The sequence below is a fragment of the Mesobacillus persicus genome (assembly GCF_900109925.1).
GTDB classification, from domain to species: domain Bacteria; phylum Bacillota; class Bacilli; order Bacillales; family Cytobacillaceae; genus Mesobacillus_B; species Mesobacillus_B persicus.
This window is the reverse complement of record NZ_FOBW01000003.1, coordinates 141107-159987: the sequence shown is the minus strand read 5'-3', so window position 1 is coordinate 159987 and position 18881 is coordinate 141107. Positions and strand designations below refer to the sequence as shown.

Here is an 18881-nt window from a genome sequence, read left to right as displayed (position 1 = left end):
AATTTTACTGGAGTCTTGGCGGGTTGCCATGGCCCCGATTAAACCTTCCAGCTCTGAGTAATTCTTTGCGGAGAAGCTTCCGAAGCTCAGCATCGGAAAGGTCTTTTCTCACTTTTTCAGCTTCTTGGTTGTCTTCATCTGTTAGTACATCATCTTGTTGTTGTTTTACATTGAAGATTTGTTTAATGCCAGCAAGATTGACACCTTGGTCAATTAAATCCTTGACTTCAAGCAGTTTGTCAATATCGTTTAAGGAAAAAAGACGTTTATTGCCTTCTGTTCTTGCTGGAGAAATCAAGCCATGTTCTTCATAGTATCGGATTTGTCTAGCAGTAAGATCTGTCAACTGCATGACGATCCCGATTGAAAACAGTGGCATATTGCGGCGAATCTGGCTTCCGCCCATCGATTTCTCTCCTTTCTCCTATTGATAGTTTTATTATATGTAATGTAAGTTAACATGTCAACTATATGTAAGATAATCTAACATAGTTTTTGAATTAATTTTTAGATAAATGATTTTGCCTTTATCTTTACCTATATTAAGACTGGTTATACACTTGATAACCAGCCCCATACTTTTATAATTTCTACATTCCTATGCTAGGTTCACTAATCCTTTTTCCACTAGCCGATCCAAGGCGAGACATACGGCCATTTTAACGTGGGAATAGGTTAATCCACCTTGCACATAGGCAACATATGGCGGGCGCGTCGGGCCATCGGCCGTTAATTCGATACTTGCGCCTTGAATAAACGTTCCAGCTGCCATGATAACGTCATCTTCATACCCTGGCATATAGCTCGGGTACGGAGTGACATGTGAATTAATTGGAGAAGCAAATTGAATCGCTTGACAGAAAGCCACCATTTTCTCACGATCATCAAACTGAATAGATTGAATTAAATCGGTTCTGTCTGCATCCCAACTTGGCTGCGAATTCATGCCGCATCTTTCAAGCATCGCTGCTGTAAAAACAGCCCCCTTTAATGCTTGGGCAACAATATGCGGTGCCATGAAAAAGCCTTGGTACATTTCCTGGAGCGCATAAAGGGACGCACCCGCTTCCGCACCAATTCCTGGTGAAGTCATCCGGTAGGAACATGACTCGACGTACTCCGCTTTCCCAACAAGATAACCACCTGTTTTCGCGATTCCGCCACCAGGATTTTTTATAAGCGACCCAGCCATTAAATCGGCACCGACATGGCATGGTTCCTGCTCTTCCACAAACTCACCATAACAATTATCAACGAAGACGACTACATCCGATTTGATTTCTTTGACAAACCGAACCATTTCGCCTATTTCGGCAACTGTAAAGGATGGTCGGGTTGCATAGCCTTTTGACCGCTGAATGCCAATCATTTTTGTGTTTGGCTTAATCGCTTTTTCAACCGCCTGCCAATCGATTTGTCCCGCTTCCGTTAATGAAACAGAATCATAGGAAATGCCGTATTCTTTTAGTGACCCATTCCCACTGCCACGGATTCCGACGATCTCTTCGAGGGTGTCGTAAGGCTTCCCTGTCATATATAAAAGCTCATCTCCAGGTCGCAAAATGCCAAAAAGGGCAATAGAGATTGCATGCGTGCCCGAGATAATTTGCGGTCTAACTAAACCTGCTTCGCCACCGAACACATCCGCGTAAATTTTTTCTAATGTATCGCGACCTATGTCATCATAACCGTACCCAGTAGATGGCATGAAATGAGAATCACTGACACGGTGCTTTTGAAAACTCTGCAAAACACGGAACTGATTGGCATCAATCCGCTGGTCGATTTTTTTATGTATCGCTGAAATTTGCTCTTCTACTTGTTGAACAAGATTTTCAAGCTTTTCCCCAGATGTAAATTGCGTAAACATACCTTTGTTTCCCCTATCTCACTGAATATTTATTAAGTTGACCTGTTACATGATGGTCCTTTAACGCATAACCTTTACAAACATACCCCTGCTTATCTTCATCAAAAGTAAGCTCTCGTAAGATGGTCTCATTTTTCAACTGAGAAAGTAGCTTCCCTTCACCAGAAGGAACAAGTACATGGAATGCTTCCATCATCCCGATGACCGTTTCTTCTATTTTTAGCTTTAGTTGATCCCGGTCCTCATCATTATGAGCACTGATAAAAGCGGTCTCCGTTTTCGCTACTGGTACGAAATCAGGATGTTTGATATCTCTTTTATTATAAACCGTTATTTGCGGAATTTGGTTCACTTCTAAGTCTGCTAACAATTTCGTGACGGTTTGCTCATGAGAAAAATAATCCTCATTTGACATATCGACGACATGTAAAAGTAAGTCGGCTTCGCGAACTTCCTCTAGGGTCGAGCGGAATGCTGCAACCAAGGTGGTCGGTAAGTCTTGAATAAATCCAACCGTATCCGTCATCAGGACGGTAAATCCGCTTGGCAAAATGACTTTCCTCGTCATCGGATCTAGCGTTGCAAACAGTTGATTTTCTTCATAGGAGTCCGCTTCAGTTAACCGATTAAAAAGCGTGGATTTCCCAGCATTCGTATAACCGACGAGTGCAATTTGGAAAGCCTTATTTTTCTTCCGGCGCTCCCGATAACGATCACGATGCTGAACGATAACTTCCAGCTGGCCCTTGATATCGTCAATTCTCCGGCGAATATGGCGTCGGTCTGACTCAAGTTTCGTTTCCCCTGGACCTCTTGTCCCAATCCCGGCACCTAACCGCGACATCGCTGTTCCCTGCCCCATTAATCGAGGGAGCAAGTATTGCAGCTGAGCCAGTTCCACTTGCAACTTCCCTTCCTTGGAGCGTGCTCTACGGGCAAAGATATCAAGGATAAGTTGCGTTCGGTCGATAATCCGAACTTCAAGATCTCTTGAGAGATTCCGTATCTGACTTGGTGAAAGCTCATCGTTGAAGATGATTAACTCCGCTTCTAATTCGGCAACCAAAGCTTTCAGCTCTTCCACTTTCCCTTTGCCAATATAGGTTGAAGGATGAATGCGGTCCCGTTTTTGCACAACCGAAATAACGACCGTTCCCTGAGCTGTTTCAGTTAAAGAAGCCAGTTCATCCATTGAATATTGAAATCGGAGGTCGTCAGAAGCTGGGGTCTGACAGCCAACGAGAATGGCTTTTTCAGAGGAATCCATTTTCTGTTCCAAGCGAATTCCACCTTTCTTCATATGTATTTAATCTCATCATACCAAAAAAGGTCAATGAACCATAATTTTTACCTTATTCTTGATTTTTATGAGATATTTTGGTTAAAAAAACAAGTTGAAGATGGTAAAATCATTATGGTTCTTTTAAATAGACTGTTTTCGTAAAGATTGGTGTTAAAATCCAACAGCAGATTTTAACGTAGAATAGCTATTTGTTGCAATTAAATTAGGTTTGCAGGCTTTTCTTTATAAAACTAAAACTATATTTCAACGATACATATATAGCTATAAGTTCCATTTGGCTCGAAAGCAACAAAGCTTGAGAGGGAACCTAGATAACGCAGGAAAAGTTCGGAACATAACTTATTAGAAATGACTTGTAAGGGAGAGATCGGCGATGACTTGGGAAGTTCTCAGCATGATTGGTACAATTGCCTTTGCCATCAGTGGCGCCATTGTCGCGATGGAAGAAGAGTATGATATTTTCGGTGTTTATATGTTGGGAATTGTCACAGCCTTTGGAGGAGGAGCAATCCGGAACCTGTTAATTGGAGTTCCGATTTCAGCTTTGTGGGAGCAAGGCCTCCTGTTCACAATTGCCCTTTTGTCGATTACCATCATCTTGCTTTTTCCAAGCAAACTATTAAAACATTGGCAAAAGTGGGGGAATTTCACGGATGCCATCGGTCTATCTGCGTTTGCTATCCAAGGAGCACTTTATGCAACGGGGATGAACCATCCATTAGCCGCTGTCATTATCGCTGCCGTTCTAACAGGGAGTGGTGGTGGAATGATCCGTGATCTATTGGCTGGCCGTAAACCGCTCGTATTAAAGTCCGAAGTTTACGCGATATGGGCCATCCTAGCAGGGCTACTAATCGGAATAAACTGGGTCCAGTCACCAATCGAGCTTTACGCATTGTTTGCCGTAATCACCGGCCTCCGCGTATACTCCTATACTCATGGTTGGCGCCTCCCTATCCGCAAAGTTGAAATGAACTAAAAGGAAAATAACTATATGTTAAATAAATGGATGGTGCCTGGCACCATCCATTTTTTAGAGGTAATTCAGATGTTGATTTCCATAGAAGTTTTTCAGAACAAAGTCTTTCGCTGGGATTGGCAGCCTTGAATAGGCTAGCATGTAATCTTTGTTATTGTACGGAACTTCTTTCAAATCGATATTGATGTTCCCCAATTCCCCAACCGTTAACATCGCATAGGGGGCAATCGGTTTGTATTGGCAACCAAGTGCGCCGGGGTTAAAATACAAGCGCTGTCTTGAATGAAAATGGTGAACGACGTGATGGTGACCAAAACAGACAACGTCAGCGTTTGTTTTGCTGTAATGTTCATCCAGTTTCTTCGCTGTTGGTTCATAGTCCACCGTCATAAACTCATTTTCCTCGTTCAAATGGTAATGCGTAAACAGAAACTTTTTCCCATTATAATTGCTTTCTAATTGTTTAGGAATCTGATGAAGGGGAGCGGTTAACTGCTCATTTAAACGAGAAGCAATCCATTTATGATGATCTCTTTCCGGTCCCTTACTCTCCGGCTCTTTCCCCGCAAGTATGTCTAAGATCGCCTCATCATGGTTCCCTAGCACAAATGACACATCCTCCCGTGAAAACAATGTCTCTAGGACTTCATTCGTTTCATGCCCAATCCCCACTAAATCCCCTAAACAATAAATATGTTCCACTTGCAGGTCATGATCAATTTCATCTAACACTGCTGTTAAAGCGGCGTTATTGCCATGAATATCTGTTAAAATTGCAATTTTTTTCTCCATAACCATACTCCCATTATTTTGCTATTCATTTGCCTGGACGAAGGCCCTTTGTTGATTTGCAACAAACTATCCGTACAAACTTCTCTATTTTATACAAATTCTACCATATATAATCGGATAATTGATTTTTTCAAGTGACTTTTTTTTATCATGAGTGTTGATTTTCACTCCCAATCAAGAAAACGAGAAAAGGAGGACGAAAATGACACCTTTTCGTCCTCCGCTCCGTGCTATCAGAATGCCAATCAACCCTCATTTAAAATAAGATCATTGCTCCGAAGGGTGACAAGTTCATGCCGCTCGAACTGATTGTCTAGCAGCAGCCTCATCGCCTGGGCACGAATGGATTTTTCTATGATATTACGAATATAGCGGCCATTTGAAAATCCAGTTGGTCCTAGGCTTGATTTCACCCAGGCAAGATGCTCCCTCAGTTTTCGCTCCGCTTCATGACTTAATGTATACTCTCTTTCATCTAGCATACGTCTGCCTATATCCATTAATTGATCTATTGTATAATCTGGAAAATCAACGACTAATGGAAATCTAGAATGCAAACCTGGATTCAACGATAAGAAATAATCCATTTCTCGTGAATAGCCCGCAAGAATCAAGATAAATTCATGTTGTTTGTCTTCCATATGTTTAACAAGCGTATCAATCGCTTCTTTCCCAAAATCCTTTTCTCCACCACGTCCTAAAGAGTACGCTTCATCAATAAATAAAATTCCACCAAGAGCTTTCTTGACTAAATCACGTGTTTTTTGTGCCGTATGACCAATGTATTCTCCAACTAAATCGGCTCTTTCAGCTTCGATTAAATGCCCTTTAGATAGTACATTCATTTTTAAAAATAGCTTTCCAATTAATCTCGCGACGGTCGTCTTTCCTGTACCAGGATTTCCTTTGAACATCATGTGTAAAGCTTGACGACCGGCCTTCAATCCTTTTTCTTCTCTTTTTTTATTCACATAAATCCACGCATAGATTTCTTTTATCATGCGTTTCATTTCGTCCATTCCAACCAATGTCCCCAGCTCATCTTCAATTTCTTTTAAGGCTTCATGATCAGTTGGCTTTGGTTTCACTTCTGTTGGCGGTGATTTAGGCAATTCCTTCGTTGCTGCATTGCGCTTCTGCGCATTGAGTACAATGCTAATTTGTCCATTGTTATTCATGCGAAACGGTTGTTCCAAGCTTTCTCACCTCTATTCTAAAAGACGGTATGCGTGAAGAAGCTCTTACTTGTGATAAAAGCTATATTCCCCGGGGGAAATACTCCTATAACTATATGTATTCAGTTAAAGCAAAATTCATTAAAAGGAATTTTCCCAGGCTGGTCGGAGGAAATCACCTTAGTATGCTGTTACATTAAAATTAAGAAAGTAACTCAACCATACCCCACCCAGTATTTATTCCTTGTAGTAGGAATATATATTCCCGTACTAGGAATATAACGTCTCTGTGAGGGAATAAAACATCTCTATGAGGGAATATAATTCAGCTTATAGGGAATTCACTCCCCATATGAGGCCTCTGAACCGACTTTTCGGACCAAAATACCCCTCAGGTTGGCGAAAAAATTCATAAAATGGGCTTTTTTTGACCTCCTTTTATTAAAAATAGTTATTTTTTATTCTATTTGGTCACTTAGCAACTGATTTTAGCTAAAGGACAGCCACACTATGCCTCGCGGCGGAGCCTTAGCCTTTTCCAGGCTTTTAAACCGACAAAAAAGCCCGCATTAGCTGCGAGCTTCTTTATACATATAAATCTATCCCAACTACCCCAAAATGTTTAACCGGCAATCCTTCATCTCTCATTTCTGAGGGACCGCCACTCCATATTATTGCTGTGGATCAAGATCGATTTGAACATTCTTTTGTGGTGCAAATGTGGAGATCGCGTGCTTGTAGACAAGCTGCTGTTTTCCTTCTGTTTCAAATAAGACCGTGAAGTTATCAAAGCCTTTAATTTGCCCACGTAATTGGAATCCATTTAATAAGAAGACAGTGACATTAATCCCATCCTTGCGCAGCTGGTTTAAATACTGGTCTTGAATGTTAACTTGTTTCATTGCAAATCCTCCTTTTTATCTCTAATATTATGTATTCGCTTTAATTTGGAGCTTTCCTTCAATGTAGCTGGAAATTTCCGCGAATTTTTTTTGACCGTCTGACATTTCGAACCATTCTACATCCATTTTGTTTCGAAACCAGGTAAGTTGCCTTTTCGCATAACGGCGTGAATTTTGTTTCAAATTCTCTATCGCCGTATCAAAACTGACCTTATCCTCGAAGTAATCGTACAATTCCTTATAACCGATGGCTTGAATCGACTGGCACTCTCGTAGACCACTGTCAAACAGTGACCTAACTTCTTCAACAAGTCCCTGTTCCTTCATGATGTCAACTCGTTGGTTAATTCTATTATACAGCAGTTCGCGCTCCATCGTTAGCCCAATGAGGCAAGTATCGTATAAAAGCTCCGGCTGCTGGTCTTGCTGGTACTCCGTCATCGTCTTTCCTGTACATTGAAAAACCTCAAGTGCCCGGATGACACGCCGCACATTATTTGGATGGATTCTCTCCGCACTATCTGGATCAACTTTTTTCAATCTTTCATAGAGTTCCTCGGTGCCTTGTTCTTCTGCAATCTTCTCAAGCATCGTCCGGAATGCACTGTCTGATGGCGCATCTGAAAACTGGTAATCGTAGATGACCGATTGAATATACAATCCCGTTCCACCGACAATCATTGGTAATTTTCCTCGACTAGCAATTTCACTGATTTTTTCACGGACAAGTTCTTGAAACTCCGCCACCGAGAAAGGTTCTTCCGGGGATTTGATGTCAATTAAATGATGTGGGATTCCCTCCATCTCTTGACTCGTTATTTTAGCGGTACCAATGTCCATCCCTTTGTAGATTTGCATTGAGTCCCCGCTAATGATCTCACCGTTAAACCGTTTTGCTAGGTCGATACTTAACTTTGTTTTGCCAACAGCAGTTGGCCCAATTAAAACTAATAACTTTTCCTTCTGTTTCAAACAACTCACACTGCCTTTTTAACTAAAAATTCCCTAACTACGCCCCTCATCTAGCCAATTGGCGTCCTATCTACTATTTTAACCCAAAGTTTTTAGAAAAGCAGTTGAACATCAAATTATTATATCCCGCTTGAGCCCTTCTTAATCCCTTATCCCTATCTTTTTTCCAAACACTACCGAATAATTTGTATTATTTCCCATCGTTTTTACATTTACGTAACGTTTTGATAACAATCGACAATTTACCCCCATATTCGTGTTAGTTTTTATAGAAGATTATGGGGTCCTATTCATGTCCAATTTTAAAAGCGTTGATAAACGTGGCTGTTGATTGGCACTCCTAGCTCAAATCAACAGGATGTTAAAAATGGAATATAGGGAGCCTCCTAAAAGGTAATAGGCATAAAACTAGTAAAAGGTGATGACATAAATGATTGTACAAGCTGAAATTGGAATTGATTTAGGTACTGCAAATACATTGGTATATAGTAAAAATAAAGGCATTGCTTTGAATGAGCCTTCTGTGGTTGCGATTGATACAGCAACCAAAAAGGTGGTTGCTGTTGGTACAGAGGCAAAAGAGATGATTGGAAAGACTCCTGAAAAAATTATCGCTGTCCGCCCTCTAAAGGACGGGGTAATCGCTGATTTCGATATTACTTCTGAAATGCTGGTGCAGCTGATGAAAAAAGCAATGAGGAGTGGTGGATTTTCTCTTCGGAAGCCGAATGTGGTCGTTTGTACCCCCTCTGGGGCAACGAGTGCCGAGCGCCGGGCGATTCATGAAGCCGTTCGAAATGCTGGTGCCAAAAAGGTGCATATCATCGAGGAGCCTGTGGCAGCGGCGATTGGTGCTGGTTTACCCGTGGACGAACCGATTGCCAACGTTGTTGTTGACATTGGTGGCGGAACCTCTGAGGTCGCGATTATTTCTTACGGTGGCATTGTTGCCTGCCATTCTTTACGTATAGGTGGCGATCGGTTTGATGAACATATCATTCACCATGTCCGCAAAGCTTACAATATTTTGATTGGTGAGAGAACTGCTGAAAGAATCAAAATGGAAATTGGACACGCACTCATTGAACACGACAAACTCGAAATGGAAGTGCGCGGCCGTGATCTCGTCACCGGACTACCAAGTACGATTACGTTAAATTCATTTGAAATTAGAGATTGTTTAAAAGAATCCTTGATTCATATTTTAGAAACAGTAAGAAAAACACTAGAGGACTGTCCCGCAGAACTAAGCGGTGATATCGTTGATCGTGGGGTCGTATTAACCGGGGGCGGCTCCTTATTAAGTGGGATGCAGGAGTGGTTGAGCAAGGAAATCTCTGTCCCTGTCCACCTAGCACCAAACCCACTTGAATCTGTTGCAGTCGGAACAGGTAAAGCCCTTAAATACATTAACAAACTTCACCCCGTGGCGAAATAGCGGGAAAAGCGCACCTTTTGTTAGGTGCGCTTTTTTTATTTGTTATAGTTTATGGGTTAGTTGCGGGACATAAAATTCGATTTCCCGCTATCCCTATCTCATCTCCGATAAAATTCGGGATAACAAGAAAAGCGCACCTCATAAAGAGGTGCGCTATTATCGTTAAGTTAGTTTATTTTTTCTTTTTATCTTCCGAAGCGATTTCCTTGATTGTTTCTTTTTCGTCGTCCATCAATTCTTTTGTGGACTTCTTAAATTCTCCTAAAGTTTGTCCCACCGCACGACCTAACTCCGGAAGCTTCTTTGGTCCGAAAATAATAAGTGCTAGAACTAGGATGATGATCAAGCCAGGAATACCAATGTTTGAAAACATTGCAATCCCTCCCTTTTGTTTATTGTGCGTCCTAAAATTCAATAGATTAAACAAGCAAAGGACCACTTAACTAAATCATAAAGCAAACGCATCCATTACACAATCGAAAATTATCGTAACAAAATGTTGTCACAATTACATGACGCGCTTAAACATTTTTTCCATCTCATAGGTTGAATAATGGACAATGATTGGTCGTCCATGCGGACATGTAAACGGGTCAGAAGATCGTCTCAATTCATCTAACAAGGCTTGAATCTCGTCGTTTCGCAAATGGCGATTTGCTTTAATGGATCCTTTGCAGCTCATTAAAATCGCCGCCTCTTCCCGGAGCTTTTTAATGTCTACCTTTTTCATCGACAAAAGTTGCTCAATCATTTCTTCGATTGTTTCCTTTTCCTCGCCACGTGGAAACCATTGCGGGTGGGCCCGGACAATAAAACTGTTTGGACCAAATGGCTCTAGAAACACGCCGACCTTTTCCAATTCCGGTAAAAACTCATTGATTCGAATGCATTCATCTGGCGAGTATTCGAAAGTTAGTGGCACAAGCATCTCCTGCAGCTCACTAGCCACTTGCCCGACCTTCTCGCGGAAATACTCATATTTGATCCGTTCCTGTGCAGCATGTTGATCAATGATGTACAAGCCATTCTCGTTTTGAGCTAAAATATACGTTCCATGCATTTGTCCAATTGGATAAAGCGGTGGAACCCTTGACGGTGCTTCCTGCTCCAACTGTGGTTCATCGGCAGTGTCAAAAGGATCTCCGTTACTAAAATCAGCTTGCTCTTCAAAAGCATGTTCATCCCCAACGATCGGATAAGATTCCTCTGTTCCTTTTTGAACTTGATCTCGCTGCCGAATAGATGGTTCAGCTTGATCGCGAGTTAATTGGTGATAAGGCTGTTCCTCTACTCCCTGTTGGAAAGTAGCCGGGCCAGACGACACCGACTCTCCACCAGACTCAGCCTGCAGCTTCTCCGTACGAGAATCTACCTGTTCATGTGAACCTCTCGACTCCATCACTGCTCCACTTTTATAAAGTGATTCCAAACCGGCCGAATCTACCTCTCCGCGCAGTTCAACGTTTCTGTTTTCAGGCATATGATCCAATTCCATAAAGGTTTGTTCTGATTTCGGTTTTGCGATTTTCGGTGCGGTAAAACCGGCCGGAATCAGCTCTTTTGTTTTGAAGGTATTTTTAATCGTCTCGGTCACAAGCTGATTTAACTCCTGCTCCTTGCTCAGACGAACCTCCATTTTGGACGGATGAACATTAACATCAACTAATAGCGGGTCCATTTGAATATCTAAAAGAACTAAAGGGTAACGACCAATCGGAAGAAGGGTATGATAGCCTTCCTGAATTGCTTTTGCCAACGGATAATTTTTAATAAAGCGGCCATTGATCATCGTCGAAATATAATTGCGCGACGCCCGGGTGATTTCTGGCATCGTCACCCAGCCCTTGATTTTATAATCAAGTGATTCCCCAGAGATGGCCACCATGTTTTTGACCATATTCATTCCATAAATCGCCGCCAATACCTGTCTTACATCCCCATTTCCTGTTGTGTAGAGGAGTTTCCGTTCATTATGGATCAGCCGGATTGACACTTCCGGATGCGAAAGCGCGAGCCGGTTGACGACATCGGTAATATTGCCCAGCTCGGTGTGGATGGTTTTCATATATTTAAGTCGTGCTGGCGTGTTAAAAAACAAATCGCTCACGATGATATCTGTCCCTTTGCGGCTATCGGCTTTCTCTACTGTCAGAACTTTTCCGCCTTCAATGACGACCCGGGTTCCGGCCGCTTCACCTGTGGATGTTTTCATTTCTAGGCGAGAGACGGAGGCAATACTCGGCAGAGCTTCCCCGCGAAAGCCGAGGGTACGGATGCGGAACAGATCATTTTCATCCTTAATTTTGCTTGTGGCATGTCGTTGAAAGGCAATGAGGACATCCTCTTCATCAATCCCACCGCCATTGTCCGTGATTCTGATTTTCGCCATTCCAGCTTCTTCGATATCGATTTCGACAACGGTGCTACCGGCGTCAATCGCATTTTCCACTAACTCCTTTACAACGGATGCAGGACGTTCGACCACCTCACCTGCAGCAATTTTATTCGATAATGCATCATCAAGCTGTTTGATCTTCCCCATCCGATTCACCTCACGATTTTCATTTTAAACACTATTGCTACTTTAACTTCCGTTGCAACTCATAAAGTACGTTCATCGCTTGTAATGGCGTCATATCAAGAATATCGAGTTCTGTTAATTTCTCTAAAACCCGTTTTTCTTTTTTATTCGGTGCTACGGCTTTTGCTTTTACAGGGGCTTCATCAAAGAACGATAGCTGCCCGGCAGAATAATCAGTTGGTTCGGTCGAATTAGACTCCTGTTCACTAGTTTCACTTTCAACCTTCGACGGCATAGATTCCGTTTTTACGTCTGCTCCACTCTCATGAATTACTCTGCTATTCCCCACTGTTGCCCTAGCTGCACCTAGCTCGTCCTTCATTTCAAGCGTCTCAAGAATTTCTGCCGCTCGGCTAATCAATTCTGGCGGAAGATCCGCAAGCTGGGCGACATGAATCCCATAACTTTTATCAGCTGCGCCTTCCTTAATTTTATGAAGGAAAACCACTTTCCCGTTTTGCTCCACTGCTGAAACATGGACGTTTTTCAACATCGACAGGTTTTCGTCTAGTGCCGTTAACTCATGGTAATGGGTGGAGAAGAGAGTCTTCGCACCAATGCGGTCATGGATGTATTCAATGATTGCTTGGGCGAGGGCCATTCCATCATAGGTAGACGTCCCGCGGCCAATTTCATCGAATAGTATCAAGCTGTTTTCCGTTGCATTAGCAATTGCGTTATTGGCTTCAAGCATTTCGACCATAAATGTACTCTGGCCGGAAATTAAGTCATCCGCCGCTCCAATTCTCGTAAACACTTGATCGAATACTGGTAAAACCGCTTCAGAGGCCGGTACAAAGCAACCAATCTGCGCCATAATCGCGGTTAAGGCCACTTGTCTCATATAGGTACTCTTACCGGACATATTTGGTCCTGTAATTAACAAAAGCTCTCGCTCTCGGTCCATAAAGCAGTCATTTGGAACATATTCTTGCGCATTCATCACTTTTTCGACGACAGGGTGACGGCCGTCCTTTAAGACAATTCTCCGTTCATCCGTGAAAGCCGGTTTGACGTAGCGGCGCTGTTCACTTAACTCAGCAAAACTTGTTAGCACATCGAGTTCACTGATTGTCTTTGCTAACGTCTGTAGCCGCGGAATATATTCCTTCACGGTTTCTCTTATCGTAACGAAAATTTCGTACTCTAGTTCAACAATCTTTTCCTCAGCTTGTAAAATTAAATCTTCTTTCTCCTTCAGTTCAGGAGTGATGAATCGTTCCGCATTCGATAACGTTTGCTTCCGGTCATATTGCCCTTCTTTTAAAAGATGAAGGTTCGCCTTCGTCACTTCGATATAATAGCCAAACACACGGTTGTAGCCAATTTTCAACGATTTAATTCCGGTCTTTTCTCGTTCTTGTCGCTCAAGGCTGGCAATCCAAGTCTTTCCGTTTCGACTCGCATCACGATACTGATCGAGCTGGTTATCATAGCCATCTTGTATGATATTTCCTTCTTTTATCGACAGCGGCGGGTTTTCAACTAATGCTGTTTCAAGTAAATCTGTGACTTCCTCACATGGATCAAGTTTAGCTGCTAGTTCAATCGCATCTTCATTGCCCATCGATACGAGTGTTTCTTTTAGCAACGGAATTTGCAATAACGATTTTTTTAATTGAACAAGGTCCCTAGCATTGACATTTCCGAACGCGACGCGTCCTGCTAGTCTTTCTAAGTCATAGACTTCCTTAAGCTTTTCCCTAATTTCATGGCGCTCAAAGAAGTTCATCATGAACAAATCGACAATCGCCTGTCGACGTTCAATCCCTTTGACATTTAACAATGGACGATTGATCCACTGTTTCAGCATCCGACCACCCATCGCTGTTTTAGTTTCATCTAACAACCATAGAAGGGAGCCTTTTTTAGCGGTTGAGCGAATCGTTTCGGTTAGCTCTAAATTTCGCTTTGAAAAATAGTCAATTTTCATAAATTGCTCAACTTCATAGGCTAGGACAGGTTGCAAATGGTCAAGGCTGCGTTTTTGTGTCCTGTGAAGATAATTGAACAATCTTGCAGCGACGCTCTTGGCCTTATCGTCCACTAGTTCACTCAGAAGATGCTGATAGCTTTCTTTCATTTCAATCTGATTTTCATAAGAAAACGCGAGCACTGACCGTTCTTTCAGTTTGTTTTTCAGGTCTTCTGGCGTAGAGGAATCTAAGACGACTTCCTTTGCTCCTGATAACGAGAGCTCGTTTAAGACTCCCTCAAAACTACCTGAAAGGATAGTTAGTCTACTTTCCCCAGTTGAAAGATCACTAGAGGCAAATCCATAAGAACCATCATCAAACATAGATACAGCTGCGATGAAGTTATTTTCTTTCTCATTTAACCCTCGGCCTTCCATCACTGTCCCTGGGGTAATGAGTTGAACGACCTCTCGTCTGACCACACCTTTAGCAGCCCTCGGATCTTCTGTTTGCTCGCATATCGCCACCTTGTGGCCTTTTTGAATGAGCTGTTCAATGTAGCCTGGGGCGGAGTGATAAGGAACCCCACACATCGGAATCCGTTCTTCTCCGCCACCTTCGCGGCTCGTCAAGGTAATCTCTAACTCTTGTGATGCTTTAAGCGCATCGTCAAAAAACATTTCATAAAAATCGCCTAGGCGAAAAAATAAAAAGGCATCTTGGTAATCTGCCTTTATCTGTAAATATTGCATAATCATCGGCGTATAAGCTGCCATAATGTCCTCCAAAATCATCTTGTTTCGACATAATTCTAAAAATCTATTATATCATAATATCGGTTTTCCACTCGCTTAAGACATTGATTTTTAAAGGTGGGTTTTGGTAAAAAATGCGCTGGTCACTAGAGTGCTTGTCGATTAGATATGGACAATGGTTCACAAAGATTTGACTCTTTTCTAAACTCTATATGTATATCCTGTGAACCTCCACTAACCAGAAGGGAAACAAGGTAAAATTAGAGCAAAACTAGAGTAAGAGGGTGACAAGATGTCGCTTTTTATCAACTGGCTTGAGAGCCTTAGCTACGAACTAGAAGCGGCTGATTCTTGCGTGCGCAAAACTAGTCCGTTTAGTACCTGCACCGTATGCATCGACAGCTGTGAGGTCCAAGCCATTACTGGGGCTAAAGGTTCCCTTACGATTGATCATAAACTTTGCACTGGCTGTGGAAGATGTGTCACCGTATGTCCTGTGCAAGCTTTAATGGGGGAATCCCCTAAGAGAAAAACATTAGATGGCATTTTGCTCCTTGATGAGGGTCCTCTCCCAACTGTCAATGAACTGCTATATTTATATAAAAAAGGGATTTGCACTATCTACCTTCCATCCGAAGATGAGTTAGCCAGTAAGACTCGCCTGATCATCGAGGAGGCGAACATACAACTAACGCTTATGGAAAAGGAGTCTTTCAAGATCACTTCATCACTCACTTTGTCCTCCGCTGAGAAAAAACTATCGAGGCGTGATTTCTTTTCGAAGGTTACGAACGATAGTAAAAAGTATGCTCTAGCAAGCGCTGCCCCGGCAAAATGGCGTTTTAATCAAAATCATTTTAACCTTGCGGGGATGTTTCCAGGCTGGTCCTTCTATTCAGTCGGATTTGAGACGAGTTGTACCCTTTGCGAAACTTGCTTCAAGCTATGTCCTAATGGGGTTTTTACACTAAAAGATGAGAACCTTGAAGTGAACAGCGAGAAATGCTCTGGCTGTATGCTTTGTGTGGATGTTTGTATGGAAAAAGGCATGACAATTTCTTTAGAGGTCACGCCATCTGAACTCCAACAAAAGCCCGTTGTAAAAAATGAATGTCAAACTTGCGGGTCCAACTTTCCTGCTTGGGAAGGGACCGATACCTGCCCTATTTGTAAAAAACGAAAGCAGCTAAAATTCCTTTTTTAAAAATCTGTGGTAAAAAGACTACTCCAACCAACTGTATGCAAATACAAATATGTATCTACCACAGGCGACTTTTAACCTAAAATGCTACTTAAAAAAGACAAAAAAAAAACTAGGAAGTACTAACTTCCTAGTTCTAGCCTATTCCTCTTCTGTTCCTAGTAAGAAATCTGGATTTAAGTCCTCGAATTCTTCATCATCAACATCAAGGCCCCATTCGTCATCATCACAGTCTTCGCATCCATCAGGATTGATAGCAACGCATACCTTTGTTTCACCAATCACTTCAGTCATAAATTCTCTTTCAACATGGACAATAACTTTATTGCCATTTGGAGAAATGACTGCTTCGATGCAGTTAGGCTGTTGAAGAACCTGAACTAGAACCTCATGGTCATCGATGCAATCCGGATCACGGTACTTTAATTTGATAACATCACAATATGTTACTTTTTCAGTAACAACTTCTGTTCTTGTATTATCATCAAAGGAGTACCAAACGTTGATATCATAAGATCCGTTGACTTCAACAGTTTTTCCGGACTTTTTCGCCTTATATTTGTGGTTAATGACCCAGCAGCCAAGAATACTACTTGGATCGTGTGGTGGGCAAATCGTATGATTGGACTGTGTAAATTTGCGCCCCTTCGCTACGACAGCTTTTGTAATAATCTCTCTGTATTCTCCCATTGCGAGCGAACCCTCCTCAATCAGTTTCAATTCATCCTATGCGGGACAGTAGACTAGTGTGCGAGATGTTTTTTATCTAAATCCCAAGGATTATCAAAGGCATACCACATGATATGCCCATGACCACGAAAGGTTCGTAATGCGCAAAGAAAGAAGCAAAAAAATAAGGTGCCAGGCGCCATCCATAAAATGGATGGTGCCTGGCACCTGGTAGAATTTAGTGGCTGCAGCTTGAGCCTTTAGCTAGTTCTGCGCCTGTTTGGCCGCGTAAGACGTCTCCACCCGTTGAGGTAAGAATTTCGTCTGTCACGGTGTTAGAAATTGTTGAGGCAATGATTTGCAATAAATCGTTGACTTCAATTTGTGATTCTTTAAACTGTTGAACTACTGGGATTCCATCTAATTCCGCTTCAAGTTTAGCAATTTTATCTTCAGTTTTCTTAAGGGCCTCAGGCTTTCCGTAATGTTGAAAGTTAACGGCTTGCTTTTGTAAGCCTTTAATAGAAGAAATCAGCATGCTGACCTTTTCATTGCTGTGAATTTGTGCTTCTGCACGCTTAAAGAAATCCACTTCTTCTGTTTCTGCCACCATTTTCGCAAGCTGTTGCGCTTGAGCGATAATATCGTCTTTATTGTATTTTGCCATCCTATTTCACCTCAGCTGATTGTAGTTCTTCGACCATTTCCCCATTTAAAGACCATGTCTTCGCATCTGTAATCTTCACTTTCACAATTTTACCGATTGCTGTTTTTGGTCCGACAAAGTTTACTAGCTTACTTTTATTCGTATAGCCGGCAAGGACATCAGGGTTGTTCTTGCTTTCCCCTTCAACAAGAACTTCTAAAGTTTGACCTTTGTACTTTTCCATTGCTTTCGCTGATTGCTCATTGACTAGGGCATTCAACCGTTGAAGACGCTCTTTTTTAACCTCCATCGGTACATTATCCTGCATTTTCGCTGCTGGTGTACCTTCTCGTGGAGAGTAGATAAATGTATAAGCAGCTTCAAAGCCTACTTCCCGATACAATGATAAAGTTTCTTCAAACTGCTCCTCTGTTTCATTTGGATACCCGACAATAATATCGGTTGTTAACGAAACATTAGGAATGGCTTCTTTAATTTTACGTACGAGCTCTAGATACTGCTCACGCGTATATTTACGTGCCATGATTTTCAGGACATCTGTCGAACCTGATTGAACCGGAAGATGAATATGATCCATTAAGTTGCCGCCTTTAGCTAACACCTCAATTAAATGATCATCAAAATCCCGCGGATGACTTGTTGTAAAGCGAATACGTGGAATTCCAATGTGACGAATTTCGTCCATTAAGTCACCAAGGCCATACTTACTGTCCTCGAAATCTTTTCCATAAGCATTTACGTTTTGTCCAAGCAATGTAATTTCTTGATATCCTTGAGCAGCTAGCTCACGTACTTCCTGAATGATTTCATCTGGACGGCGACTACGTTCTTTCCCACGTGTAAACGGAACGATACAGTACGTACAGAATTTATCACAGCCGTACATGATGTTGACCCAGCCTTTGATGTTTCCACGGCGGACTTTAGGAAGGTTTTCAATGACATCCCCTTCTTTCGACCATACCTCAACAACCATTTCCTTCGACATATAGGCTTCTTGTAGAATATTTGGTAGACGGTGGATATTATGAGTTCCAAAAATGATATCTACTTGGTTATAAGTCTTGAGGATTTTATTTACTACCGATTCTTCCTGGGACATACATCCACATACACCTAAGAGCAAGTCAGGTTTTTCTGTTTTCAAATGCTTCAAATGACCAAGCTCACCAAATACCTTATTTTCAGCATTTTCACGAATTGCACATGTATTTAGAAGGATAACGTTGGCATCATTAACCGAATCTGTTGGTTCATAGCCTAAAGCCATAAAGATCCCAGCCATTACCTCTGTATCATGTTCGTTCATCTGGCAGCCATAGGTCCGAATATAAAACTTTCTACCTTTTCCCATCCCGCGGAATTCCTCGGAAATTTGGAAATCATTATGGTACTTAACTTCTTCTTTGCCACGCTTTTTTGCATCCTTTAAAGAAGGTGGCGCAAAAACCGTTTCAAAGTACTTGCTATAATCCTTATCGGATTTTTTGTCCGAAGGATTAGCATTTTGAGCGTGCTGGCCTTCTAGGCGTTGTTTTTCATTCATGTTTTTTTACTCCTTTCTTAAAGTGAAAATAATTTTAAAGATATAAACATACAATAAGTAATTATAACGGTTAAAAGACCGACAAACAATATCATATATCACAGTTCTAGCGTTC

General features: G+C 41.9%; 16 protein-coding genes. 3 read left to right on the top strand and 13 right to left on the bottom strand.

Going from position 1 to position 18881, the window contains the following annotated elements; all coding sequences use genetic code 11:
* Positions 1-4: 4 nt before the first annotated feature.
* The 3 genes from BMX30_RS05890 to hflX form a co-directional block, all read right to left on the bottom strand.
* Positions 5-406: a MerR family transcriptional regulator gene (locus BMX30_RS05890; protein ID WP_090742184.1), complete on the bottom strand. Its 402-nt coding sequence runs from the start codon at positions 404-406 to the stop codon at positions 5-7.
* A 192-nt stretch (positions 407-598) separates the two neighbouring features.
* A complete protein-coding gene (locus tag BMX30_RS05885; RefSeq protein ID WP_090742182.1) occupies positions 599-1870 on the bottom strand; it encodes a methionine gamma-lyase family protein in 1272 nt (423 codons plus the stop codon).
* Positions 1871-1883: 13 nt separating this feature from the next.
* Positions 1884-3149 (bottom strand): GTPase HflX, encoded by a 1266-nt coding sequence (gene hflX / locus BMX30_RS05880; RefSeq protein ID WP_090742179.1) that lies wholly within the window; start codon positions 3147-3149, stop codon positions 1884-1886.
* A 397-nt stretch (positions 3150-3546) separates the two neighbouring features.
* Between hflX and BMX30_RS05875 the strand changes: the two genes are divergently transcribed.
* Positions 3547-4152, top strand: coding sequence for a trimeric intracellular cation channel family protein (locus BMX30_RS05875; protein WP_090742177.1), 606 nt, complete (start codon positions 3547-3549; stop codon positions 4150-4152).
* A gap of 54 nt (positions 4153-4206) precedes the next feature.
* Here the strand turns inward: BMX30_RS05875 and BMX30_RS05870 are convergent, their stop codons facing one another.
* The 4 genes from BMX30_RS05870 to miaA all read right to left on the bottom strand — a co-directional run bounded on the left by BMX30_RS05870 (position 4207) and on the right by miaA (position 7993).
* Positions 4207-4944, bottom strand: a complete 738-nt coding sequence (locus BMX30_RS05870; RefSeq protein ID WP_090742175.1) for a metallophosphoesterase family protein — start codon at positions 4942-4944, stop codon at positions 4207-4209.
* A gap of 245 nt (positions 4945-5189) precedes the next feature.
* A complete protein-coding gene (gene spoVK / locus BMX30_RS05865) occupies positions 5190-6140 on the bottom strand; it encodes a stage V sporulation protein K (protein ID WP_090742172.1) in 951 nt (316 codons plus the stop codon).
* A gap of 650 nt (positions 6141-6790) precedes the next feature.
* Positions 6791-7021: an RNA chaperone Hfq gene (gene hfq, locus BMX30_RS05860; protein ID WP_090742169.1), complete on the bottom strand. Its 231-nt coding sequence runs from the start codon at positions 7019-7021 to the stop codon at positions 6791-6793.
* A gap of 27 nt (positions 7022-7048) precedes the next feature.
* Complete coding sequence (gene miaA / locus BMX30_RS05855; RefSeq protein ID WP_090742167.1) at positions 7049-7993, bottom strand: tRNA (adenosine(37)-N6)-dimethylallyltransferase MiaA; 945 nt, start codon at positions 7991-7993, stop codon at positions 7049-7051.
* A gap of 430 nt (positions 7994-8423) precedes the next feature.
* On the opposite strand from miaA, the gene mreBH reads away from it, so the two are divergent.
* The gene (mreBH, locus tag BMX30_RS05850; protein WP_090742164.1) at positions 8424-9431 is read left to right on the top strand and encodes a rod-share determining protein MreBH; all 1008 of its coding nucleotides are present in this window, start codon (positions 8424-8426) and stop codon (positions 9429-9431) included.
* Between the two features lie 172 nt (positions 9432-9603).
* On the opposite strand, the gene tatA is transcribed toward mreBH, so the two are convergent.
* From tatA to mutS, 3 genes are all read right to left on the bottom strand, one after another.
* Entirely contained in the window at positions 9604-9804 is a 201-nt protein-coding gene (gene tatA / locus BMX30_RS05845) for a twin-arginine translocase TatA/TatE family subunit (protein WP_090742162.1), read from the bottom strand.
* Between the two features lie 135 nt (positions 9805-9939).
* Complete coding sequence (gene mutL / locus BMX30_RS05840) at positions 9940-11973, bottom strand: DNA mismatch repair endonuclease MutL (protein WP_090742159.1); 2034 nt, start codon at positions 11971-11973, stop codon at positions 9940-9942.
* A 37-nt stretch (positions 11974-12010) separates the two neighbouring features.
* A complete protein-coding gene (mutS, locus tag BMX30_RS05835; protein WP_170843800.1) occupies positions 12011-14704 on the bottom strand; it encodes a DNA mismatch repair protein MutS in 2694 nt (897 codons plus the stop codon).
* A gap of 271 nt (positions 14705-14975) precedes the next feature.
* On the opposite strand from mutS, the gene BMX30_RS05830 reads away from it, so the two are divergent.
* Entirely contained in the window at positions 14976-15887 is a 912-nt protein-coding gene (locus BMX30_RS05830) for a 4Fe-4S binding protein (RefSeq protein WP_090742156.1), read from the top strand.
* 138 nt (positions 15888-16025) lie between these two features.
* On the opposite strand, the gene BMX30_RS05825 is transcribed toward BMX30_RS05830, so the two are convergent.
* The 3 genes from BMX30_RS05825 to miaB all read right to left on the bottom strand — a co-directional run bounded on the left by BMX30_RS05825 (position 16026) and on the right by miaB (position 18766).
* Entirely contained in the window at positions 16026-16574 is a 549-nt protein-coding gene (locus BMX30_RS05825) for an outer spore coat protein CotE (protein WP_090742154.1), read from the bottom strand.
* A 217-nt stretch (positions 16575-16791) separates the two neighbouring features.
* A complete protein-coding gene (locus BMX30_RS05820; RefSeq protein WP_090742151.1) occupies positions 16792-17220 on the bottom strand; it encodes a YlbF/YmcA family competence regulator in 429 nt (142 codons plus the stop codon).
* 1 nt (position 17221) lies between these two features.
* On the bottom strand, positions 17222-18766 hold the full coding sequence (gene miaB, locus BMX30_RS05815; RefSeq protein ID WP_090742148.1) for a tRNA (N6-isopentenyl adenosine(37)-C2)-methylthiotransferase MiaB: 1545 nt from the start codon (positions 18764-18766) through the stop codon (positions 17222-17224).
* Between the last annotated feature and the right edge of the window lie 115 nt (positions 18767-18881).